We start from the raw sequence: 25800 nt of genomic DNA on the forward strand, positions 1-25800 counted from the left end.
AAGGGATTGGGGGGAGATTAGTGTTAGATGAAGAAGGAAGAGAGATAAATTATCTAAGAATATCGGTTACCGACTTATGCAATTTAAGATGTAGATATTGTATACCAGAAGAAGGCATCATAAAAAAGTGTCATTCTGATATTTTAAGTGTAGAAGAAATTGAAGAAATAGTTAAGGTATCAAGTAATCTAGGAGTAAAAAAGGTAAGATTAACTGGCGGAGAGCCCCTAGTTAGAAAAGGTATAGTAGAGCTTGTTAAGAAGATTTCAAATATACAAGGAATCAATGAAGTTGCATTGACTACCAATGGAACTTTACTAAAAGAATACGCTAAACCTCTAAAGGAAGCAGGATTAAAAAGGGTAAATATAAGCATTGATACTCTACAAGAAAAAAAGTATGAGTATATAACGAAGGGTGGCAAACTTCAGGATGTACTTGATGGAATAAAAGCAGCTAAGGAATATGGTTTATCTCCTTTAAAGTTTAATGTAGTTTTAATTAAAGGATTCAATGATGATGAGATTGAGAACTTTGTAAATCTTACTTTAGAAAATGAAGTTGATATTAGATTTATAGAACTTATGCCAATCGGAGAGAATGGAGATTGGGCTCAAAGCCACTTCATATCTAATTCTATAGTATTAGATAAAAACCCAGATTTGATACCTGTAGTAAGTGAAGATAAGTCAGCGCCGGCCAAACATTACAAGCTCCCAGGAGCGAGAGGGAGGGTAGGGCTTATAAATCCAATAAGTTCACACTTTTGTTCAAGCTGTAATAGGATAAGGCTTACAGCTGATGGAAAAATTAAGCCTTGTCTTCATTCTAATGAAGAAATAGATATAAAAAGTACATTAAGACAGGGCGGAAATGTCTTACCTATCATGACTAAAGCTATAAAAGTTAAACCAAAACAGCACCATATGAATGAAGAGGACTATACTCCAATAGCAAGAGAAATGGTACAAATAGGAGGATGATTATGGAGTTTACGCATTTTAATGAAAATGGAAAGGCTAGAATGGTTGATGTAGGGGGAAAGGATGAAACTAAAAGGGTTGCTATTGCTAGAGGGACTATAAAGATGAATAGAGAAACGCTAAATAAAGTTAGAGATGGTCAAATGAAAAAAGGAGATGTACTAGCAGTAGCTCAAGTAGCTGGAATAATGGGAGCTAAAAAGACGAGTGATATAGTTCCTATGTGTCACAATATACTTATAAATGGAGTAGACTTAAATTTCAAAATAGATGAAGAAAACTCATCTATTAACATAGAAGCAGAAGTAAGAACTACTGGTAAAACAGGGGTAGAAATGGAAGCTTTAAGTGCAGTTTCTATAGCAGCCTTAACGATTTACGATATGTGCAAGGCCATTGATAAAGAGATGATTATTGATCGCATAAGACTTGTTAAAAAGACAGGCGGAAAATCAGGGGAATTTATAAGAAAAGGGGAGGAAGTATAAATGGCAAAGATACTAGCAGTTAATATTAGTGAGAAAAAGGGAGTTCCAAAGAAAGGAATTCCAGAAGGAAATTTTATAGAGGATTTCGGACTAGAGGGGGATGCACATGCTGGAAAATGGCATAGGCAGGTTAGCTTACTTGGAGTTGAAAGTGTTAATAAGATGAAGGAAATGGGAGCAAAAGGCTTGTGCACAGGAAAATTTGCTGAGAATCTAACTACTGAGGGAATTAATCTTTGGGAGCTTCCAATAGGAACTAAGCTTAGAATAGGAGAAACAATTCAAGAGGTAACTCAAATAGGTAAGGAATGTCATGCAGGATGTGCTATTCGAAACTTAGTTGGAGATTGCATCATGCCAAGAGAAGGAATATTTACAAAGGTATTGACAGGTGGAAAAGTAAAAGCAGGGGATCTAATTGAGATAATAGATTAGGATAGCAGTAATCTATAGGAGGCAGCTATATGGATAAAAGATATATTAAAAACATGAATATGCTATCGAAAGAGGAAAACTCAAATTTGAGAAATTTCAAGGTTTGTGTCATAGGCTGTGGAGGACTAGGTGGGTTTATAATTGAGATGTTAGGAAGACTTGGAATAGGATTTATTACTGCAATAGATGGAGATGTATTTGATGAAACTAATCTTAACAGGCAGCTTCTATCCACCTGTGAGAATTTAGGCAAGTCAAAAGCCTTGATTGCAAAAGAAAGAATGAACTTAGTTAATTCTGGGGTTAAAATTCATCCTGTAACTGAGAGAATAACAGAAAATAATGGGTTAGAACTCCTAGAGGGGCATGATGTAATAGTTGATGCAGTTGATAATATTCAAACTAGATTTTTAATTAAGAATATTGCCACAAGACTAGGAATACCTATGGTTCATGGAGCTATAGCAGGATGGTATGGGCAAGTATCTACAATTTTTCCAGAGGATAGCACCTTAGAAAAAATTTATCCTAGAAAACATGATCATGGGGTGGAAGAAGAACTGGGAAATCCATCTTTTACACCAGCGCTAGTCGCTTCAATACAGGTAAGTGAGATTTTAAAGGTATTAATTGGAAGAGGAGATTTGCTAAGAAATAAAATTTTGCACATTGATACCTACGAACAGAGCTACACGGTTTTAGAATTATATTAGAACTTGAAGAATTTAAAAATTTTTGAAACTAGTGTATAGCTTTATTTTATTTATGTTATTCTTTAAATTAGCAGTGCCAAATGAATTAATTGTTTATGGGTTAATATGGGTTTATTGTAAACTAAGTAACAAATAGGTAACTATGTAACAAAAAAGTGACTATGTAACAAAAAAGTGCATTATTGATTTGCTATATAACACAATGTATAATTATGTTATAAATTCAATATTCTTAAATACAGCGTATATTATATATGACAACCTTCTCGCTACAGCACCCAAAGACGTAATATGATACTTTGTATTGTTTACGTTTTTTTAAGCGTCTTTAAAACGTGTTATATCCTGAACTTAATTTAAAATTATTGCATCTTACACCAAACTTGTCCTAGAGATAGGCTCAGTTGGTATATTAAGTAATACAAATATATGAAGAAACAAATGAAATTCAAAAATTAATTATTAGAAGAAACATATTTGAATAGTAGAATAATGAATGATTTTTTATGGACAAGACTTATTTTTTATCACATAAATATCAGTATCATTACGCATTTTTGTAAAAATGTAATCTGCACTTGGATACTCGAGGAAAATTAACCATTGTAGTATATTATGTATATTGCAGTAAATGGTAATATGCTGATTTTTTACATTAGTATAAATTGCAGTGAAGGTAGGCCTAATAAAAGCGTATTTGTTGACTTTCCCATGAGGTTAAAGTTCTAATGGAAAAGTCAAATAAATAAAAATTCAAAAATAGGGGGAATTTTTAAATGTATGATTTTTTAATGCCTGCAGTTAATTTAATGGGACCTGGAGCAGTCAAGGAAATAGGCAAAAGGTGTAAGATACTAGATGGAAAAAAAGTTCTTGTAGTTACGGATAAGGTTATGGTTCAAATTGGCATCGTTGGCGAAGTAATTAGTTATATAGAAGATGCCGGTATAAAAGTGGCAATCTATGATGGTGTAGAACCTAATCCAAAGGATAAGAATGCCGAAGAAGGAGCAAGAATCTTTGAAGAAGAAAAATGTGATATGATTGTTACTATAGGTGGTGGAAGTGCTCACGATTGTGGTAAAGGGATTGGCATACTAGCTACTCATCCTGGCAAAATTAGTGATTATGCTGGAATAGAGACTCTTACTAATGCATTACCACCTTTAATTTGTGTTAATACTACTGCTGGAACAGCAAGTGAAGTTACTAGACACTGTGTTATAACAAATACAGAAACACATGTAAAATTTGTTGTTGTTAGTTGGAGAAATCTACCACAAGTTTCTATAAATGACCCAATACTTATGATGAAAAAACCACCTGCATTGACTGCAGCTACTGGTATGGATGCTTTAACACATGCTCTAGAAACCTACGTTTCTACTGGAGCAAACCCAGTAACAGATGCTCAGGCAATACAAGCAATGAAATTAATCAATAAATGGTTAAGACCAGCTGTAGCTAATGGTAGTAACCTTGAGGCAAGAGAAAATATGGCATATGCATCATTATTAGCTGGTATGGCATTTAATAATGGTGGTCTTGGATATGTACATGCCATGGCTCATCAGCTAGGTGGTCTTTATGATATGCCTCATGGCGTAGCAAATGCTATTTTGCTTCCACATGTTGAACGTTATAATATGCCTTCAAACTTACAACGTTTTGCTGATATCGCAGAATTCTTAGGCGAAAACATAGAAGGACTTTCTCTAAGAGATGCAGCAGACAAAGCAATAGAAGCTATTAGTAAACTTTCTAAAGATGTAGGTATTCCTTCTGGACTTGGAGAACTAAATGTTGATCCAAAAGACTTTGAACTCATGGCTGTAAACGCTTTAAAAGATGGTAATGCTGGTTCTAACCCAATACAAGGAACTACTAAGGATATTGTAAAGATTTTTGAAGCAGCTATGTAATTATTCTTAACTTTTTTAATCAATGAAATTTTACATGCTACATGTATTAAGATATATATAGATCTAAAACTGGGATGAGATAACTCCCAGTTTTAGTATGCAAAATAAATATTGGATAGGGGGATAAGAATATGGCATATGGATATTGGGGAAAAATATTAGAAATAGATTTGGATTCAAGAAGTACTAAAATAATTCCAATAAAAGATGAAGATTACAAAAAATATTTGAGTGGTAGTGGGCTAGGAGCAAAGATTTTATATGAGCAGTATGATTATAAAAAGCCAGCTCTATCAGCGGAAAATCCTTTAATCTTCATAAATGGTTTTTTAACAGGATTACCTGCTCCAACAGCTGCTAAGTCAACAGTTGTTTCTAAATCACCATTGACAGGTATATGGGGTGAATCTATTGTTGGCGGATTTTGGGGAGCGCAGATTAGAAAAACAGGATTTGACGGTTTTGTTGTTAAAGGAAAAGCAGAAAAACCTGTGGCAATTTATATAAATGATGATAAGGTTGAATTCTTAGATGCGAAAGATTTATGGGGTAAGGATGTTTATGAAACAGAAGAATTATTGAAGGAAAGAACAGATAAAAAAGCGGAAGTAGCATGCGTCGGAATAGCTGGAGAGAATTTGGTTTCATATGCAGGGATAATGATAGGTGGAAGAGAGACTAGAGCTGCAGGAAGATGCGGACTTGGAACATTAATGGGATTTAAGAATCTTAAAGCAATTGCAGTTAAAGGAACAAAGCAGCCAGAAGTCTATGATAGTAAAAGATTAAGAGACTTAGTAAAGGAGTTTATGCCTAATCTCACAAAAAATGCTGAAGTTCTTCATGACTATGGGACATTAGGAACTATACAAGGAGTAGAATCAGAAGGAGATTTACCAATCAAGAATTGGACTCTTGGGTCATGGGAAGAAGGTGCTACAAAGACCAGTGGTCAGATGCTAGCACAAACTTGTCAAACTGGTCATTATGCATGTTATACATGTCCAGTAAGATGTGGTAAAAGTGCTGAAGTTAGAGTAGGAGCTTACAAAGGTTCTGTTGGGCATGGTCCTGAATATGAAACAGGGGCTGCATTTGGTGCTCTTATTTTAAATGATGATTTAGACTATATTTGTGCTGCAAACGATCTTTGTAATAGATACGGTTTAGACACTATTGAGACAGGAAATACAATTGCTATGGCTATTGAGTGCTACGAAAATGGTTTATTAACCAAGGAAGATACTGACGGAATAGAATTGAAATGGGGCATAAAAGATGAGCTGCTTGAAGTCATAGAAAAGATAGCACATAAAGAAGGTATTGGAAAAATATTAGCAAAAGGATCTAGAAAAGCAGCAGAGGAAATTGGAGGTATCGCAAAGGAATTTGCAATACAAACAAAAGGACTCTCTTATGCTATGCATGACCCTAGAGCTTATACAACTATGGTAGCAGGTTATGCAACCACAAATAGAGGGGCATGCCATCTTGGAACTTTGGGATACTTCTCAGAGGGGGGAGCTGTTCCAGGAGAATGCGTAGGCTTTAGTAAAAAAACAGAGCCACATGGTTTTGAAGGTAAAGCAGAATATGCTATAAGATTGCAAAACTTTATGAATCTGTTTGATGCTTTAGGGCTATGTAAATTTATTATGTTAGGACATATAACTCCAGAAATAATGAAAAATTGGGTTAATGCAGTAACTGGATGGAATCTTAGTACTGAAGAAATGGAGCTTATAGGAGATAGACTCTTTAATCTTAAAAGAATGTATAATGTGAGATTAGGAATTAGTCGTAAAGACGATGTACTTCCTCCTAGACTTTTAATGCATGATCGTAAAACTGGCAGTGCAGGTGGAAGTATTCCAAATTACACTAGAATATTAAAAGATTATTATGATTATAGAGAATGGACTCCTGAAGGTATACCGACAGAAGAGAAGCTAAATAAACTTGGGATACTTAGCATTGCACAATAAGAAGGTGGAGCTATGGGCAAAAAGGTAGGCATAAAAATAAAGCTATTAGGACATTTGATGTGGTATGCTGACGAAAAACAAAAGGATCATAATTTACAGGTAGAAGAAGAGATTAAAATAGAAGAAGTACTTGGCAAATTAAATGTACCTATCAGGCAAGTACACTATATAACAAGAAATAATGAAAAAGTTGATATGGATGAAACATTAAAACTAAATGAAGGTGATCAAATAATAGTAGCTCCAGTGATTTGTGGAGGGTGATCAAGAAATTAGAAAGGCTGTTGATTTAATTTTCAACAGCCTTTGAGCTATATTTTATTGTCTCCTGATATACTTCAGTATCACATACTAATAAGTAATTCTTCTATTATAGTGGTCTAAAATTACTATTTTATAAAAAAGCATAATTCATTACTAATATAAAACCACTATATGAAACTTTAAATGAGCCCTGCAAGTACAGTGAAAAGCTCTGAAAATAGATTATGATAATATTATCTATTTGTTATAACTGGAAAATCATAATGAATCTAGGTATATATGTAATATATAGTATAGAAGAGAATGAAAAAAATGAAGGATTTTAAATTTGGAAAATTCATTTATATTGAAATGTACTTTAAAAAATGCTATAATCCTAGAGTAAAATGAATAAATTGAAAAACATTTATTTCATTAAGGAGGTTAGCAAATGAGAAAAAATGTAAAAGTATCTTTAGCTGCAAAAATACTTTTAGCATTAGGTCTAGGAATAGTTTTTGGAATAATAGCTAATATGTTTTTTTCAACAGGAATTAATAATAATTTAAGTAAATGGGTATTATCTCCACTGGGAGATATGTTCTTAAGAGCTATAAAGATGATAGTCGTACCTTTAGTACTATGCTCTTTAATATGTGGAGTTGCTAGTATTGGAGATGTTAAAAAACTTGGAAGAGTAGGAGTAAAAACAATTGCATACTATATGCTAACAACAGCTTTAGCGGTAGCATTAGCTATGTTAGTAGCTAATATTTCAAAGCCTGGTTTAGGGACAGGGCTAAGCTTATCTACTGCTGTACAAAATGTTAAAAGCACAAAACCACCTTTTATAATGGATATGTTTGTTAATATGATACCTACAAATCCTATTGAAGCCATGGTTAAAGGTGATATGCTTCAAATAATTACATTTTCAATTTTATTTGGAATGTGTATTACTCTATTAGGAGAAAAGGCTAAATTCCTTTTAGATATAATTTCACAAATAAATGAAGTTTTACTAAAGATGATAGGTATTATTATGATTACTGCACCTATAGGAGTATTTGCACTTATATCAAAGGTTATAATTTTTCAAGGAGCAAGCGCTTTATTACCACTATTAAAATACTTTATTACAGTTTTAGTAGCCTTATTTCTGCAAATTACATTAGTATACGGACTTGCTTTGAGAGGATTTGGAAGAGTTAATCCTATTAAATTCTTCAAAAAGTTTTGGCCTGTAATGGTAGTTGCCTTTAGTACATCAAGCAGTAATGCAACAATTCCAATAAATCTTGAAACTTGTGAAGAAAAACTAGGAGCATCTAAATCTATTGCAAGCTTCACAATACCATTGGGTGCTACTGTTAATATGGATGGAACAGCTATAATGCAAGGTGTAGCAACTATATTTATAGCACAACTGGTAGGAGTAAACCTTACTATGTATCAAATGCTAACAGTAGTAATAACAGCTACTTTAGCATCTGTGGGCACAGCAGGTGTACCTGGAGCTGGTATTGTAATGCTTTCTATGGTACTTCAACAAGTTGGGCTTCCTTTAGAAGGAATAGCATTGGTATTAAGTGTTGATAGATTGGTAGATATGTTTAGAACAGTTGTAAATATTACTGGAGATGCTGCAGCAACAATTATAATGGCTAATTCAGAAAATGAACTTAACTTGGAAGTCTACAACAATGTTAATATTACGAACAATAAAAAATATGAAACAGAAAATAATATATAATAAATTTATCAATAAAAACTAGAACTTTCTTTGAAATTTTATTGTTAATTTATCATAATAGATAATAAAAAGCCGTAGCAAGTAAAATATTGCTATGGCTTTTAAATTTAGTATTGCTTTTTGGACGAGTTTCGTTTATTATATAAAATATAAGTAGATGTGTCGAATATTTATGAGTAAAAATTAAATAATGTTCGTGTATCCGTATATGTTTGGAAATATGGTCCAAACGTTTCTACCAAACGGCCTTGAACTGTTTGACTACGGGTGTTTATATTGTAATTATATTTGATTATAGACTGTATGAATGCTTAATAATTTTTATGGTTTTAATAACTTTATTTTGCATTTATATAATTTGTTTTAGTCTATATTAAAAATTGTAGTATATAAACTCCCTAGTTAATCCTAGGGATTTTTTGCGTTATTCTATAAAATCACATAAGTAAAATAAAATGTAGATGACTTTTTAATAAAAAACGAAATGGGAGATGGATTACTTCATGGAATTATTAAAAAATAAGATTTTAAGAGAAGGTAAGGTTTTAGGAGAAGATGTTTTAAAAGTAGATAGTTTTTTAAATCATCAGATAGATGTAGAACTATTTAATGAAATTGGAAAAGAGTTTAAAAATAGATTTAGAAACAAAGAAGTAACTAAAATACTTACTATAGAAGCTTCAGGTATAGGCATAGCATGTATAACTGCTCAGTATTTTAATGTGCCTGTGGTTTTTGCAAAAAAACATGAAGGAAGTAATATGGATAAAGATAACTATGAAGCAGAAGTATATTCATTTACAAAAAACAAGTCTTATATAGTTAGAGTATCTAAGAAATACATAAATTCTAATGATAAAGTTTTAATAATAGATGATTTTTTAGCAAATGCAAATGCAGCTTCAGCATTAATACATATAGTTAAACAAGCTGGGGCAGAGGTATCAGGTGTAGGGATAGTTATTGAAAAGGGATTCCAAAATGGAAGAAAAGTTATAGAAGACAAGGAAATTCAGCTAGAATCTTTAGCTATTGTAGAGTCAATGAACAATGGAAACATTATTTTTAAAAATTAATATAAATCTTTTAAGAACAAAGGGGGAAAAGTTATGAAAAAGATAACTGCATTATTATTAATTTTAGTATTTTCATTAGGAGCATTATTGACAGGATGTGGATCTGAGGGTTCAAAAGAAGCATCAACAAATAAGACAGAAGCTAATGGCAATAGTAAAGAGGCTGGAAAAAAGTTAACAAATAAGGATATTAAAGTTGGTTTTCTATATGTTGGACCTGTTGGAGATGGAGGTTATACTTACGCTCATGATCAAGGAAGATTATATATGGAAAAAGAATTAGGTCTTCAACCATCTATAATTAAAGAGTCTGTAAAGGAAGATGATGCTGAAGTTCAAAATGTTATTGAAAGCATGATTGATCAAGGAGCTAACGTTATAGTAGGAACAAGTTTTGGATTTATGGATGGAATGGAAAAAGCAGCAAAAGAACATCCAGATGTTAAGTTTATGCATTGTTCAGGATACAAAACAGCTGAAAATATGTCAAATTATTTTGGAAGAATATATCAAGCAAGATATTTATCAGGTATAGTTGCTGGAATGAAAACAAAATCAAATACAATTGGATATGTAGGTGCCTTTGAAATACCAGAAGTTGTAAGAGGAATAAATGCTTTCACATTAGGAGTTCGTTCTGTAAATCCTAAAGCTGTAGTTAAAGTAAAATGGACTAATACTTGGTATGATCCAGCTAAAGAAAAAGAAGCAGCTAAAGCCCTTTTAGATGAAGGTGCAGATGTAATTGCTCAACACCAAGATACAGCAGGACCACAACAAGCAGCTGAAGAAAAAGGAGCTTTCGCTATAGGATACAACACTAACATGGAAAGTAAAGCACCAAAAGCTAATATGACATCAGCAGTTTGGAACTGGGGACCTTATTATGTAGAACAAGTAAAGGCTATAATGAATGGAACTTGGAAAAGCGAAAGTTACTGGAAGGGATTAGAGGCAGGAATTGTTGATTTAGCACCACTTACTAAAAATGCACCTGCTGGAGCAGAAGAAAAAGTTAAACAAGTAAAAGAAGATATAATTTCAGGCAAAAATAAGATATTTGTAGGACCTATTAAAGATAATAAGGGAACAGAAAAAGTAGCTAAAGACAAAGTAATGTCAGATCAAGAATTATTAAAATTTGATTGGTTTGTAGAGGGTGTTCAAAATGCCGGAAAATAAAATTCCATATATACAAATGAAAAATATAACCAAGTGTTTTGGAAGTGTAATAGCAAACAATAATATAAATTTAGAAGTGCATGGGGGAGAAGTTCATGCACTTCTAGGGGAAAATGGTGCTGGAAAGAGCACACTTATGAACATGCTATCAGGGGTTTATACCCCAGATAGCGGTTCTATTTTTATACATGGCGCTGAAAAAAAGTTTACCTCTCCAAAGGATGCTATAGCTGCAGGAGTAGGTATGATTTATCAGCATTTCAAATTAGTAGAAACTATGACTGCTGTAGAAAATATAATGCTTGGCCAAAAGGGCAAGCTATTCTTAGATAAAAAGAAAAACATTGAAAAGATAAAAGATATAGTTGATAAATTCGGGCTAGAGGTTAATTTAGATAAAAATGTATACGAAATGTCTGTAGGAGAAAAACAAAACTTAGAAATATTAAAAGTTATTTATAGAGGGGCAAATATACTCATATTAGATGAGCCTACAGCAGTATTTACTCCACAAGAGAGTGAAAAGTTGTTTAAGATAATGGAAAAGATGAAAAGTCAAGGCTGCGCTGTAATATTTATTACCCATAAGATGGATGAAGTTATGGCTATGTCAGATAAAATTACAATACTCAGAAAAGGGGAAACTGTAAAAACAGTAAATAAGAGTGATTGTACTCCTAAAGAACTTACAGAACTTATGGTAGGACGTTCGGTAGATTTATCTATAAGGAAAGTAGATTCTAAGATGGGAGATAAGATTTTAGAAGTAAATAGTTTAAAAGTTTTAAATGAAGAAAAAATTGAAGTGCTAAAGGATGTTAGCTTTAACGTTCACTCTGGTGAAGTTATAGGAATAGCTGGAATAGCAGGAAGTGGACAAAAGGAATTATGTGAGGCTATAGCTGGAATTCAAAAAGTTGAAGGTGGAGAAATTATTTTTGAAGGTGAAAACATTGTTGGAAAAACTGCTAGAGAAATCATAACTAAAGGAATAAGCATGAGTTTTATACCTGAGGATAGACTTGGAATGGGACTAGTAGGAAGTATGGACATGGTAGATAACCTTCTTTTAAAGGGATATCAAAGCCAGAAAGGCTTATTTATAGATAGAAAACCTGTTGAAAAAAAAGCTGAGGAAATGGTTAAAAAGCTTGAAATAAAGACTCCTAATATAAACTATCCAATAAAATATTTATCTGGAGGAAACATTCAAAAAATACTATTAGGAAGAGAGTTAAGTTTATATCCTAAGCTGCTAATTATGGCTTATCCTGTTAGAGGTTTAGATATAAACACATGTTATACAATATATGACCTTATAAATGAAGAAAAAGAAAAAGGCAATTCAGTAATGTATATAGGCGAGGATTTAGATGTTTTAATCAAACTATGTGATAGAGTAGTGGTACTATATAATGGAAAAGTAACAGGAATAGTAGATACAAAAAATACTACAAAAGAAGAAATAGGAATGCTTATGGTAGGAAATAAACTGGAGGAGGAAATAGCTGATGCTTAGAATAGTAAAAAAAAGCGAAGTAAATAGAAGAGATAGTATAATAATAAGAACCATAGCTATAATTCTTGCACTTATAATAGTAGGAATTTTTATACTAAGCTTAGGTTTAAATCCTCTTAAGGTTTATACTTCAATGGTTGAAGGAGCTTTTGGCTCTGACATCAAGATAAAAAAGACTATAATAAAAGCTATTCCTCTTTTAATAACTTCGCTAGGTATATCTGTAGCATTTAAAATGCAGTTCTGGAACATAGGTGGGGAAGGGCAAATACTTATGGGAGCCTTTTCAGCTGCATTTGTTGCTTTGAAGTTCCCTGGTATTCCTAAGCCAGTATTATTGCTTCTAATGGCTATAGCTGGAATAATAGGTGGAGGTATTTGGGCTTTTATACCTGCCTTATTTAAATCTAAGTGGGGAACTAATGAAACCATTGTTACCTTGATGATGAACTACATTGCTCTAAGCTGGATTACCTATCTTCAATACGATCTTTGGAAGGATCCAAAAGCTCTAGGTTTCCCTAAGATACCTAACTTTTCTGATAATGCTATACTTCCAAAAGTTTTAGGGATTCACATGGGGTGGATAATTGCAGCAATATTGGTTCTGGTAATATATGTATTCATGAATTACACTAAAAAAGGCTATGAAATAAGTGTACTTGGAGAAAGCGAAAGAACAGCACAATATGCAGGTATTAATATTAAAAATACAATAATAAGTGCAGTATTTTTAAGCGGAGGATTGTGTGGACTTACGGGTATGATTCAAGCTTCTGCTATCGGAAATACATTATCTGTAGAAGTAGCTGGAGGAGTAGGATATACAGCTATAATCGTAGCTTGGTTGGCCTCTTTAAGTGCACCTATAATAATGATAGTATCTGTACTTTTTGCTGGTTTACTTCAAGGTGGAGCGTATATTCAAACAGCTTTTGGAATACCTGATGCAGCAGCACTTGTACTACAAGGCACTATATTATTCTTTGTGTTAGGTAGTGAGTTCTTTGTTAAATACAAGGTATTAATAAGAGATAAAAAAGATGAAAATAAAAAAGATGGAAATAAAAAAGCTATAAAGGGGGCTGAGCAATGGGTGCAATAACAGTATTCTTAAGTGCGGCAGTAGTTGCTGGAACTCCACTATTATTTGCTACATTAGGTGAAATACTTACAGAAAAAGTAGGAAATTTAAACCTGGGTGTAGAAGGTATGATGCTTATGGGAGCTGTTGTTGGGTTTACTGTAGGATTAAAAACAGGAAATCCAATATTGTCAATAATTGCTTCAGCTCTAGCTGGAACTTTTGGTGCTTTAATATATGCTTTTCTAACTATAAGTCTTAGAGCTAATCAGGTTGTTTCAGGACTTACTTTAAGTATTTTTGGTACTGGATTTTCAAGTTTATTTGGTAAGGGGTTAGGGTTAATAGGACAAAAAACTCCAAATACAGTAAAAAGCTTTTTTAATATTTACCCTATACCTGGATTAAGTAAGATACCGGTTTTAGGTAAAGTATTTTTTCAACATGATCCATTTGTTTACCTTGGATATATACTAGCTATAATATTGGGAATATATATTTATAATACAAACAAGGGGTTAAATTTAAGGTCTGTTGGAGAAAATCCAGCCTGTGCAGATGCTGCCAGCATAAATGTAACTTTATATAAGTACGTAAATGTACTTATTGGAGGAGGACTATGTGGACTTGGCGGTGGATACTTATCTTTAGTTTATATACCAGCTTGGCAGGAAAACGTAACTGCAGGAAGAGGATGGATAGCAGTAGCACTTGTAATATTTGCAGCTTGGAATCCATATAAAGCTATATTTGGATCATATTTATTTGGAGGATTAGGAATAGTAGCTTTTAGATTTGAAGCTTTAACAGCTCATGTATCTCAATATCTAATTGATATGTTACCTTATCTTGTTACTATAACTGTACTAGTTTTAGTTTCTATGAAAAAAAGTAAAAAGAATGCCCCACCTCAAGGGCTTGGAAATGCATACTTTAGAGAAGAAAGATAGATGTAATATAAGTAAAGTGCTACAAAATGGCGGCATGTAAGATTACTTGGCTTACGCATATGTGTATCATTGAGAAACCTTAAGTATTACTAGTTATTCCTTCAAAGTTTCTTCAATTGATACATATATGCTAGCCAGTAATTTTACATGCCTTAATTAGTTGCAACTAAAAAGTACTATAGTAAATATTATGAGGACTTCAAAAAGCAAAATGATAATTTTATATACATTAATTAATTGTAATCAAAAAATACTAGTATAGCTCCAACAGGCTTCGCCTAAAAACCCTGACACCCTCATCGGATTAAGCGCTCTGCGCTTTTCAAGTGAGCCTATTGTATAGTACCTACCATAGTCAATGAATTAGCTATAGTCTAAATGTTGATTATTATTACATTTTTTAATATATCTATAGTATAAGTAATAGCCGCCTTGTTTTACTTAATTTAAGGTACTAAAAGTAAGAAGTTATATAACTTCGATTTTTAGCACCTTATTTTGTAGCTACCAAGGCCTCCATTTTTATTATGCTATACTGCTATTGCCTAAAGTGCATTTAAATGGTAAAATAAAAGTGAGAATTATTTGTAAATTGACTTGGTATGAAAATTGCTTTAATTAAATTAGAGTTACTTTTTTAATAAGTAACTTTAAAATATTACATAAGGTGGGTGTTTTAAATGATAGGAAAAACTATTGATCAAATCAATGTAGGAGACAAAGCTTCTTTTACTAAAACAATGTCAGAAACTGACGTATACTTATTTGCAGGTATTTCTGGAGATTTAAACCCAGCACACGTTAACCAAGTAGACTCAGAAAAAACAATGTTCAAAGGTAGAATTTGTCATGGAATGTTAGTTTCAAGCTTAATTTCTACAGTTCTTGGAATGTATCTTCCAGGACCAGGAACAATATACATGGGACAAGAATTAAGATTCGTAGCTCCAGTAAAAATGGGAGATACTGTTACTGCTGAAGCAGAAGTTATTGAAAAGAATGCAGAGAAGAACAGATTAGTTCTTAAAACAACTGTAACTAACCAAGAAGGAAAAGTAGTTATAGAAGGACAAGCTAAAGTTATGCCTCCTAGAGCTGCAAAATAGTAATAAAAAAATATAATAGTAATTTGTAAGTGGTAGCATGTAAAATCGGTATATAATGATTTTACATGCTATTTTTTATTATATAATTGAAAGTTTAGATTAGTTAATATAGTGAATTAAATACAATTATCTGATAAAATGGTATTAGTTAAAAGTTTCATACTTATGATATAGAAAGGGTTAATAAGGGTGAGAGATAATTTGTTTGATTGTGCTGATAAAAAACTTAAAACACTAGTAGAAAATATTGATATTGGAGTTATTGGCGTTGATTCTAAAGGGGTAATTACGGAATTTAACAAACCTGCGAAAAAGGTTTTTGGAATTAAAAACAAAAAAGTTATTGGTGAACCAGTTGCCGATGTATTGCCAGATTCTTATGTTATGAACATTTTATACTCAGAAACTGCATATAGGAAAGTTAATATTCAGTATAGGGATAAACAATTGTCAATTGATAAAATACCTGTAGTAAACCAAGAGATAGTATTAGGTTTTATGATATTGATCAACGATGAAACAAGTTATGTAAATGTTGTTAAGCAACTAGAAAAAGAAAAACATGTAGGAGAAGTTTTGAATACTATACTTGAGATGGTTTATGATGGAATTCTAGTTGTAGATAAAAACGGATATGTAACTATGATAAGTAAGGCTTATGCTGAATTTCTAGAGCTAGATAGAGAGTCTGTAATAGGTAAACATGTTACAGAGGTTATAGAAAATACAAGAATGCATATAGTAGCTAAAAAGGGAATACCAGAAACCGCTCAACTTCAAAAGATAAAGGGAAGATATATGATAGCTACAAGAATACCAATAATTAAGGATGGAAAAGTAGAAGGAGCGGTAGGTAAGGTACTATTTAGAAATGTTAAAGATTTTAATTCACTATATAATAAAATAAGCAAAATAGAAAAAGAAGTGCATCAGTATAAAGGTGATATAAAGGAGCTTAATAGTGCAACTTACTCATTTGATAATATTATTGGAAATAGTTTTAAATTAGAAGAGTCTAAGGCTATTGCTAGAAAAGCAGCCCTTACAAATTCCAATGTGCTATTGATAGGAGAGAGTGGGACTGGAAAAGAGCTTTTTGCTCATGCCATACACAAAGCAAGTGATAGAGCTTATGGTAATTTTGTTAAGGTAAATTGTGCAGCTATCCCAAGAGATTTGCTTGAATCAGAGTTGTTTGGATATGAAAAAGGTTCTTTCACTGGAGCTAAAAAAGAGGGAAAAATGGGGAAATTTGAGGTTGCTGATGGAGGTACTATTTTTTTAGATGAAATAGGAGATATGCCACTACACATGCAAGCTAAGTTATTGAGAGTTCTTCAGGAAAAAGAAGTAGAGAGAATTGGTTCGATAGTTACAAAAAACGTAGATATAAGAGTGATTGCGGCTACAAATAGAAATTTAGAAGAGATGATAAAAGCTGGTGAGTTTAGGGAAGATCTATATTATCGTTTAAATGTAGTAACTATAAATATACCTCCTTTAAGAGAACGGCCTGAGGATATAGTAACGCTTGCATCTTTCTTAATAGATAAAATATGTAAGAAATTAGATAAAAATGTTAAAGGCATAAGTACTAAGGCCATGGAATGCATGAAGAGCTACAATTGGGAAGGTAATGTAAGACAATTAGAAAATGTTATCGAAAGAGCAATAAATCTTGTTGAATACGGGAAAGAAATAAAATTGGAGAATCTTCCTCAGAATGTTGTGGGTAAGGCGACTAACCATCATGTGGATAAATTAGATGAAGTTATGAATAAAGCTGAAAAAGATGCTATAATAAGTGCGCTTATGGCATATAATGGAAATAAAAGCAAGGTAGCAAAAGCACTAGATATAAGCAGGACAACATTATATGAGAAAATGACTAAACATAATATTATAGTTTGATTCTAGTGAAAAGATATTGAAAAATAAAAAAGTGTAAGTATATCTTAACAAAAAAAATCTATTTAAAAGTGTAGTGTAAGGAAATCACTACACTTTTTGTATTAAAATTTTACAATTGTACGAAATCCTTTACAAAAAAGTGTTGCAAATGGAATTTAGAATACCATATAAGCTGTTAGAAAAAATATTTATAAGGATATTAAAAACCATATACAGCTGAAAGACGTGTATTATATCAATTGAATATAATTATAAAAAAATTGGCACACTAATTGCTTAAATAATAAATGGCTATTAAACTATTATTTTAATTATAACTATGAAGAGAAATTATAAAAGGAGGGGAAACTAATGGCTTCAAAAGTAAAAACTATTGACGAGGCTATTGCAATGATTAAGGATGGAGATACAGTAGCTATATCCGGATTTTTAGGAGCTGTTCATCCAGAAGGAATAACATCTGCAATAGAACAAAAATTTTTAAACAATGAAGCAGTTGCAAAAAACTTAACACTAGTATATGCAGCAGGACAAGGAGACTCTAAGAATAAAGGACTAAATCATCTAGGTCACGAAGGATTAGTGGGAAAAGTTATAGGCGGACACTGGGGATTAGCTCCAAAGCTTCAAAAGTTAGCATTAGAAAATAAGATAGAAGCTTACAATTTACCACAAGGAACAATATCTCAATTAATGAGAGATATTGCAGGGGGTAAAATAGGAACAATAACTCATGTAGGGTTGAAAACGTTTGTTGATCCACGTGTTGAAGGTGGAAAATTAAACGAAAAGACTAAGGAAGACATAGTTAAAGTTGTTAATATAGAAGGACAAGAAAGATTGTTATATAAAGCTTTCCCAGTAAACATTGCTTTGCTTAGAGGAACATATGCTGATGAAAGAGGAAATATTTCTCTTGAGAAAGAAGTTGCTACTCTTGAAGTTTTATCAATGGCACAAGCAGCTAAAGCTTCTGGTGGAAAAGTTATAGTTCAAGTTAAAAAAGTAGTAAGTAATGGAGCATTAGACCCAAAATTAGTTAAGATACCAGGAATATGTGTAGACGCTGTAGTTGTAGTTGATGAAGGAGAAGCTTCATGGCAAACATTTGGTGAACCATTTAAGCCAGAATACTGTGGAGAAACTACAATTCCACTAAATGCAATGAAACCAGCTGAATTAAGCGAAAGAAAACTTATTGCAAGAAGAGCAGCTATGGAATTACCTAAGAATGCAGCAGTAAACTTAGGTATAGGAGTTCCTGAAATGGTAGCTATGGTAGCTAACGAAGAGGGAATAGGAGATACAATGACATTAACAGTTGAAGCTGGCCCAGTTGGAGGAGTTCCAGCAGGTGGATTGAATTTTGGAGCTTCAATAAATGGAGAAGCTATATTAGATCAAGCATATCAATTTGATTTCTATGATGGTGGTGGACTTGACGTAGCATTCTTAGGACTTGCTCAATGTGATACAAAAGGAAACATCAACGTTAGTAAGTTTGGACCAAAGATTGCTGGTTGTGGCGGATTCATCAATATAACTCAAAATGCTAAGAAAGTTGTATACTGCGGAACATTTACTGCAGGAGGATTAGATGTTAAAGCTGAAGACGGTAAATTAGTTATCGTAAAAGAAGGTAAAGTTAAGAAGTTCATACCAGAAGTTGAACAAGTTACATTCAGTGGAGACTATGCTAAAGAAGTTGGCCAACCAGTTCTATATATTACAGAAAGAGCTGTATTTGAATTAAGAAAAGAAGGATTAGTTCTTACAGAAATAGCTCCTGGAGTAGACCTTCAAAAAGATGTATTAGATCAAATGGCATTTAAGCCAATAGTTGCAGAAGATCTAAAATTAATGGATGAAAGAATTTTCAAAGATCAACTTATGGGACTTAACTAGTAGTCCGATTAAACAGTAAAAAATAAATTTACTATTAAATTTATTTTAAATAATACCATACTTTTATTTAATATTATAATTTAGTACCCATACCAAATTATAATATTAGGTGAAATTTATCATTATAAAACCTACAAATTATAATGAAAACCTATAAAAATTACCGTAAAAACCCATAAAATATAAAATAAATTAATAGAAATAAAACCCATAAAAATAAAACCCATAAAAAATACCATAAAAAAATAAGATCCCATAAAAAGTATCATAGAACTAACCCATAAATATAATTAAGCTATAAAAATAAGTAATAATCAATTAGTTTTCTAGGAAGGTTTTTTTCTAGAAAACTAGTTGAAATTAATTTACTAAGGAAAGGATGAAATAAATAGATGGTAGGAGTTATTGGAATTGTAATTTCCCTTTTTTTATTAATGTACCTAGCTTATAGAGGTATAACAGTACTTATTCTTGCACCAATTTTAGCGTTATTATCAGCTTTAGTAGCAAGTGGAGCAAATGCTCACGTAATGGCAACGTATACAGAAATATTCATGAAGGCGTTTGCAGGTTATGCAAAATCATATTTCCCAATATTCTTGTTAGGAGCAATATTTGGTAAGTTAATGGATGACTCTGGTTCAGCAAAAGCAATTTCTCATGCTATTGCTAAAAAGCTAGGTGGAGATAAAGCAATATTAGCAGTTATATTAGCTTGTAGCATATTAACATATGGTGGAGTTTCATTATTCGTTGTTGCATTCGCAGTATTCCCAATAGCAATGCAATTATTTAGAGAAGCAGATATACCAAAGAGATTAATACCTGGATCTATAGCAGCTGGAGCATTTACTTTCACAATGACAGCTCTTCCAGGAACACCACAAATACAAAATGCTATTCCAATGCCTTTCTTCGGAACAGATGCTTATGCAGCACCAGTATTAGGTATAGTTGCAGCAATAGGTATGTTTGGTGGTGCTTTAGCATGGTTAACTCATAGAGCTAAAAAAGCTAAGGCAGCAGGAGAAGGTTATGGAGATCACCCAAATGAAAAGGTAGTTCATATTGATGAAAAAGATCTTCCATCATTTGGACTAGCCATATTACCTATAGTTTTAGTTCTAGTTATCAATTTTGTAATTTCTAAATTTGTTTTTGTAGAAGGTAAATATGATGGTTCATATTTAAAAGAATATGGAACAAAATTAGCATCAGTTTCAGGAACTTGGAGTTTGGTTATAGCACTTGTTATTTCAATAATTATCACAATATTACTTAACTTAAAGAGATTAAAGAGTGCTAGAGAAAGTGTTAACCAAGGAGCTATTGGTTCACTTCTTGCAGTAGTTAACGTATCTTCAGAAGTTGGATATGGTAACGTTATTCAATCACTTGCAGCATTTACTATACTTAAAAATGCATTACTTGGAATTTCTAGTAACCCAATTATTTCAGAAGCAGTATCAGTTAACGTACTAGCTGGTATTACAGGATCAGCTTCAGGTGGTATGTCAATAGCTTTAGGAGTTCTAGGAAAGACATACTTAGATGCAGCAATTCAACAAGGAATTAATCCACAAGTACTTCACAGAATTGCAGCTCTAGCAAGTGGTGGTTTTGACTCACTTCCTCACAACGGAGCAGTTATCACATTACTTAGTATCTGTGGATTAACTCATAAAGATTCTTATGCAGATGTAGGTATGTGTTCGGTTGTTATTCCTGTATTTACTCTTGTAATCGTAGTAATACTGGCAACTTTCGGAGTTGTATAGAAAGAGTATATTTAATTTAAATTGAATAAAGTTTTCTCAAAGTGGACAACAAAGTTAATTTTATGATCCACTTTGAGATTGTTAAAAACCTTATGCAGATGCATAGGGTTTTTTTATTCTTGCGCCCAGCATGGGCGCGTACTAATCGGTGAAAGTTCGATATGGAGGCTGATAGCGCCAACCATTAGCTTAAGGCAAGGGTTTCCACTGTGAGGTGGAATCTGAAGAAAGTCAGCAGAGGTGATATAACTACTGGAAAGAGTTTTAGCAAAATCGATTGTATGAATTTATAAGCAAAGTAATGTGCAATAGGATATAAAACACTGAATAATATAGTATATATTTATATATAATGAGGTATTAAAGAAAATTAAATAACATTATACAAAAATAAAAAAAAAATACATATTTAACTAAGAAAATATGTACAAGTATAAAAAAATATTGTATAATATGTATATAAGTAAAAAAAAAATCTAATTTTAATCAGAAGATTCAGAATATTATATATGTTTAATATATTTAGAGAGATAAAAGAACGTATGTATATAATTACCCCCCAATATTATATTTCTATTAACTTTAAAAAAAGATTTAAAAGGTATTAGAACTGGTTTTGTAAACGATTAAATAAATCAAACTTGATACGTAAAAAAAATGTCAAAACTAGTGATACTTATACCATTATTCGACTTTTTATTATAAAGGATTTTGTATAAGTGAATTGTGCAAAATAAAATTAGGGTTAATTTTGCTGGGAAGTACCACTTCTTAGTATAATTATAAAAATTTTTAAAAAGGGATGGAGGAATAATCGTATGGTAGGAGTAATAGCAATTATAGTTTCACTAGGTCTATTAATGTATCTCGCTTACAGAGGTATAACAGTTCTTGTTTTAGCACCAATTTTAGCACTAGGTGCAGCCTTTATAGCTGGAGGAGCAGATGCTCATATAATGGCAACATACACAGAAACATTTATGAAAGCATTTGCAAACTACACTAAGTCATATTTTCCAATTTTCTTATTAGGAGCAATATTTGGTAAGTTAATGGATGACTCTGGCTCAGCAAAAGCAATTTCCCATGCTATTGCTAAAAAGTTAGGTGGAGATAAAGCAATATTAGCAGTTATATTAGCTTGTAGTATCTTAACTTACGGCGGAGTTTCATTATTCGTTGTTGCATTTGCAGTATTCCCAATAGCAATGCAATTATTTAGAGAAGCAGATATACCAAAGAGATTAATACCTGGATCTATAGCAGCTGGAGCATTTACTTTCACAATGACAGCTCTTCCAGGAACACCACAAATACAAAATGCTATTCCAATGCCTTTCTTTGGAACAGACGCTTATGCAGCTCCAATATTAGGTATAGTTGCAGCAATATGTATGTTTGCCGGCGCTGTAGTATGGTTAAACCATAGAGCTAAAAAAGCTAAGGCGGCAGGAGAAGGTTATGGAGATCATCCAAATGAAAAGATAACTCAGATTGATGAAAAAGATCTTCCATCACTCGGATTAGCTTTATTGCCAATAATCTTAGTTCTAGTTATAAACTTTATATTCTCTAAATTCGTTTTCGTAGCTGGTAAATACAATGGAGAATATTTAAAGGAGTATGGAACAAAATTAGCATCAGTTTCAGGAACTTGGAGTTTGGTTATAGCACTTGTTATTTCAATAATTGTCACAATAGTACTTAACTTAAAGAGATTAAAAAATGCTAAGGAAAGTGTTAACCAAGGAGCTATCGGTTCACTTCTTGCAGTAGTTAACGTATCTTCAGAAGTTGGATATGGTAACGTTATTCAATCACTTGCAGCATTTACTATAATTAAAGAAGCTTTACTTGGAATTTCTAGCAACCCAGTTATTTCAGAAGCAGTATCAGTTAACGTACTAGCTGGTATTACAGGATCAGCTTCAGGTGGTATGTCAATAGCTTTAGGAGTTCTAGGAAAGACATACTTAGATGCAGCAATTCAACAAGGAATTAATCCGCAAGTACTTCATAGAATCGCAGCTCTAGCAAGTGGTGGTTTTGACTCACTTCCTCACAACGGAGCAGTTATCACATTACTTAGTATCTGTGGATTAACTCATAAAGATTCTTATGCAGATGTAGGTATGTGTTCAGTTGTTATCCCTGTATGTACTCTTGTTCTCATAGTAATATTAGCAACCTTTGGAGTAGTTTAATTAGTAAAATTCTTTGTTTAATAAATATAGCAATAAAGAAATAGGTATGGATTTAATCAGTCCATACCTATTTTTTTATTGCTAATTTTAGTTTAATGGTTTGAAATTTAATGTGCAATTAAATATTCAAAATAGAAGAACTTAAGATACTAAGTGATTTTAAATAACTTAGTATCTAAAAAGTAAGTAATATTTATTTATTAAACTATGTATTAGATAAGCTACTATAACACAAAAAAGTGCGTACTTGTGATGGATCAATTAATAAAATAAAATATAATTGTTAGAAAGTTAACAATATATTTTATTTAAAAACTATTATATAAAATAGAAAACACTGATCCAATAAGTTAGAACAGATGGATCTTAATAATAATTTAATATATATATTAAAAAAATTTTATCTCGAGAGATACCAAGTTTATTCAGAATTATCAATGCTATAAGTATTGAGACAACATATCATAAAACTAAATTATATTTTTTAATCATGAAGTAATTCTTTTCTTAGTTATATTTTAATTTATATTTATTGTTTCTTATATTTGTTTCAAATTCAATTGAAGAAATTCTTTTGATAAAGTTTGAAAAGCCTTAAAGCCCATGTGGTCTAGAGATTTTGCAAACGATTACTATACAAAATTTTTAGGGAGGGAACAAAATAAAATATGTTAGCACTAATAGCCTTTATACCTATATTGATCGTTGGAGTACTAATGATAGCCTTTAACTGGCCATCAACAAAAGCAATGCCAGTAGGATTTATAGTAGCATTAATAATAGCTGCCACTCTTTGGAAGATGCCATTTAAATGGATATCTGCAGCTACTATATGCGGAGCTATTAATACCGTAGATATACTAATAATAGTATATGGTGCATTACTTATATTACAGATTATGAGAAAAAGTGGAGGCGTAGATGGTATAGCAAATTCTATGGCCAGCGTTTCTACAGATAGAAGAGTACAAGTTATTATAATAGGTTTCTTAATGGGTGCATTCTTTGAGGGTGCTGCCGGATTTGGTACACCTGCTGCAGTTGCAGCTCCATTATTAGTAGGTTTAGGATTTCCACCACTAGTAGCAGCTATGGTTGCTCTAATAGGTAACAGTGCTCCAGTTAGTTTTGGTGCTGTTGGAACACCTATTATTGGGGGATTTGCAAACTTAAAAGATATGGTAATGTCAGGTGGATATACTGGAGATTTTACAGTATTTTTAAACCAAATAGGAGCTTTTTCAGGAATAATACACTTTGTAATAGGTACATTTATTCCACTTGTTATGGTTTGTACTATGACATTAATAGTTGATAAAAGCATTAAAAAGGGATTAGAAGTTTTACCATTAGCTTTATTTGGAGGATTAGTATTTACAGTCCCAGAAGTAATAATAGCAACTTTTGTAGGACCAGAACTTCCAGCATTATTAGGTGGATTAATATCTATACCAATATTTGTAATTGCTATTAAAAAAGGAATGTTTGTTCCTAAAGCAAATTGGGATTTTAAACCTCATGATCAATGGGAAGAAGACTGGGAAGGTTCAATTAAAGCTGGAAGCAGCAGACCAGTAGATGCTAAACAATTAAGTGCAGCAAAGGCTTGGGCTCCATATATATTAATAGGTATATTACTATTAATTGGACGTCTAAAATGGTTAGGGGTTACTCCATTATTAAAAGTTTGGAATATAGAATGGACAAATATTTTAGGAACATCTATATCAAGAGGTATTACACCACTATATAATCCAGGAATTATTCCATTCATGTTAGTTGCATTAATTATTCCATTTATGCATGGATTAGATAGAAAAGAAGCATTTAAAGCTTGGGGAGATACGTTAAAGGAAATAAAACCAGCAGCTATAGCATTATTCTTCGCATTAGGTATGACTTATATCATGATGAACTCAGGAGCAGCAGCAGGCAGTGATTCAATGCTTATAGTTATGGCTAAAACTGCAGCTATGATAGCTGGAAGTGGATGGTATATAGTTGCTCCTATAGTTGGTATACTAGGTTCCTTTGTATCTGGTAGTGCCACAGTATCAGATATTATGTTTGGTGCATTACAATTTAGTGCAGCTAAAGAAGTTGGAATACCAATAATATCTACATTAGCATTACAATCAGTTGGGGGAGCCGCTGGAAATATGATATGTGTTCACAATGTAGTTGCTGTTTTAACTACAGTTGGGCTTGTAGGTAAAGAAGGTAAGATAATTAAAAATAATATTAAGATATGTATTGCATATGGAGTGTTAGCAGGAATAATAGCAATAATAGTTGTTAAGTTCTTTATGTTGAATCTATTTTAATAAAAAATATAATATGCGAATTATACCGTAAGTATTATAGCTAAAATAATTATCTAGCATGTTAATTTATATTACTCAATGGAGTTTTAACATGCTAGATAATAAAATCTAATATAATTAGCATTCTAACAATTAGTATCCTTATTTTTAATTTGGTTTCACTTATTTCATTATGCTTAATGTAACTGGAGAAAGTTTTATTAAGCATGATGAAATGTGTAAATATTATAAAAAATATT

Annotated in this window: 19 protein-coding genes and 1 riboswitch; all 19 genes read left to right on the forward strand. The window is 32.1% G+C overall.

Annotation, left to right across the window (positions count from 1 at the left end):
- Window positions 1–20 precede the first annotated feature (20 nt).
- The 19 genes from moaA to ACWW38_RS13455 all read left to right on the forward strand — a co-directional run bounded on the left by moaA (window position 21) and on the right by ACWW38_RS13455 (window position 25561).
- Entirely contained in the window at window positions 21–983 is a 963-nt protein-coding gene (gene moaA / locus ACWW38_RS13365; RefSeq protein WP_456258022.1) for a GTP 3',8-cyclase MoaA, read from the forward strand.
- A gap of 2 nt (window positions 984–985) precedes the next feature.
- A complete protein-coding gene (gene moaC, locus ACWW38_RS13370; protein WP_456258023.1) occupies window positions 986–1471 on the forward strand; it encodes a cyclic pyranopterin monophosphate synthase MoaC in 486 nt (161 codons plus the stop codon).
- Window positions 1472–1906 carry an MOSC domain-containing protein gene (locus ACWW38_RS13375; protein WP_456258024.1) on the forward strand — a complete coding sequence of 145 codons (435 nt, stop codon included), beginning with the start codon at window positions 1472–1474 and terminating at the stop codon, window positions 1904–1906. It abuts the gene before it with no gap.
- 29 nt (window positions 1907–1935) lie between these two features.
- On the forward strand, window positions 1936–2619 hold the full coding sequence (locus ACWW38_RS13380; protein ID WP_456258025.1) for a HesA/MoeB/ThiF family protein: 684 nt from the start codon (window positions 1936–1938) through the stop codon (window positions 2617–2619).
- A gap of 776 nt (window positions 2620–3395) precedes the next feature.
- Entirely contained in the window at window positions 3396–4541 is a 1146-nt protein-coding gene (locus ACWW38_RS13385) for an iron-containing alcohol dehydrogenase (RefSeq protein ID WP_456258026.1), read from the forward strand.
- Window positions 4542–4672: 131 nt separating this feature from the next.
- A complete protein-coding gene (locus ACWW38_RS13390) occupies window positions 4673–6526 on the forward strand; it encodes an aldehyde ferredoxin oxidoreductase family protein (protein WP_456258027.1) in 1854 nt (617 codons plus the stop codon).
- A gap of 12 nt (window positions 6527–6538) precedes the next feature.
- Complete coding sequence (locus tag ACWW38_RS13395) at window positions 6539–6790, forward strand: hypothetical protein (protein ID WP_456258028.1); 252 nt, start codon at window positions 6539–6541, stop codon at window positions 6788–6790.
- Between the two features lie 430 nt (window positions 6791–7220).
- Window positions 7221–8522 carry a dicarboxylate/amino acid:cation symporter gene (locus ACWW38_RS13400; RefSeq protein WP_456258029.1) on the forward strand — a complete coding sequence of 434 codons (1302 nt, stop codon included), beginning with the start codon at window positions 7221–7223 and terminating at the stop codon, window positions 8520–8522.
- A 182-nt stretch (window positions 8523–8704) separates the two neighbouring features.
- Window positions 8705–8806, forward strand: a riboswitch (purine riboswitch).
- Window positions 8807–9025: 219 nt separating this feature from the next.
- Window positions 9026–9598, forward strand: a complete 573-nt coding sequence (locus ACWW38_RS13405) for a xanthine phosphoribosyltransferase (protein WP_456258030.1) — start codon at window positions 9026–9028, stop codon at window positions 9596–9598.
- 33 nt (window positions 9599–9631) lie between these two features.
- The gene (locus ACWW38_RS13410) at window positions 9632–10780 is read left to right on the forward strand and encodes a BMP family ABC transporter substrate-binding protein (RefSeq protein ID WP_456258031.1); all 1149 of its coding nucleotides are present in this window, start codon (window positions 9632–9634) and stop codon (window positions 10778–10780) included.
- Window positions 10767–12299 (forward strand): ABC transporter ATP-binding protein, encoded by a 1533-nt coding sequence (locus tag ACWW38_RS13415; protein WP_456258032.1) that lies wholly within the window; start codon window positions 10767–10769, stop codon window positions 12297–12299. The genes ACWW38_RS13410 and ACWW38_RS13415 overlap by 14 nt, the downstream gene beginning before the upstream one ends.
- Complete coding sequence (locus ACWW38_RS13420; RefSeq protein ID WP_456258033.1) at window positions 12292–13404, forward strand: ABC transporter permease; 1113 nt, start codon at window positions 12292–12294, stop codon at window positions 13402–13404. The genes ACWW38_RS13415 and ACWW38_RS13420 overlap by 8 nt, the downstream gene beginning before the upstream one ends.
- Window positions 13392–14333 (forward strand): ABC transporter permease, encoded by a 942-nt coding sequence (locus ACWW38_RS13425; protein WP_456258034.1) that lies wholly within the window; start codon window positions 13392–13394, stop codon window positions 14331–14333. Before ACWW38_RS13420 ends, ACWW38_RS13425 begins: the two co-directional genes overlap by 13 nt.
- A 680-nt stretch (window positions 14334–15013) precedes the next feature.
- On the forward strand, window positions 15014–15439 hold the full coding sequence (locus tag ACWW38_RS13430; RefSeq protein WP_456258035.1) for a MaoC family dehydratase: 426 nt from the start codon (window positions 15014–15016) through the stop codon (window positions 15437–15439).
- A gap of 189 nt (window positions 15440–15628) precedes the next feature.
- Window positions 15629–17350, forward strand: coding sequence for a sigma 54-interacting transcriptional regulator (locus ACWW38_RS13435; RefSeq protein WP_456258036.1), 1722 nt, complete (start codon window positions 15629–15631; stop codon window positions 17348–17350).
- A 351-nt stretch (window positions 17351–17701) separates the two neighbouring features.
- A complete protein-coding gene (locus tag ACWW38_RS13440; protein ID WP_456258037.1) occupies window positions 17702–19255 on the forward strand; it encodes an acyl CoA:acetate/3-ketoacid CoA transferase in 1554 nt (517 codons plus the stop codon).
- A 392-nt stretch (window positions 19256–19647) separates the two neighbouring features.
- Entirely contained in the window at window positions 19648–21033 is a 1386-nt protein-coding gene (locus tag ACWW38_RS13445; protein WP_456258038.1) for a GntP family permease, read from the forward strand.
- 818 nt (window positions 21034–21851) lie between these two features.
- A complete protein-coding gene (locus ACWW38_RS13450) occupies window positions 21852–23237 on the forward strand; it encodes a GntP family permease (RefSeq protein ID WP_456258039.1) in 1386 nt (461 codons plus the stop codon).
- Window positions 23238–23905: 668 nt separating this feature from the next.
- On the forward strand, window positions 23906–25561 hold the full coding sequence (locus ACWW38_RS13455; RefSeq protein ID WP_456258040.1) for an L-lactate permease: 1656 nt from the start codon (window positions 23906–23908) through the stop codon (window positions 25559–25561).
- The last annotated feature ends 239 nt before the right edge of the window (window positions 25562–25800 follow it).

Source organism: Clostridium sp. JNZ J1-5 (assembly GCF_053901425.1).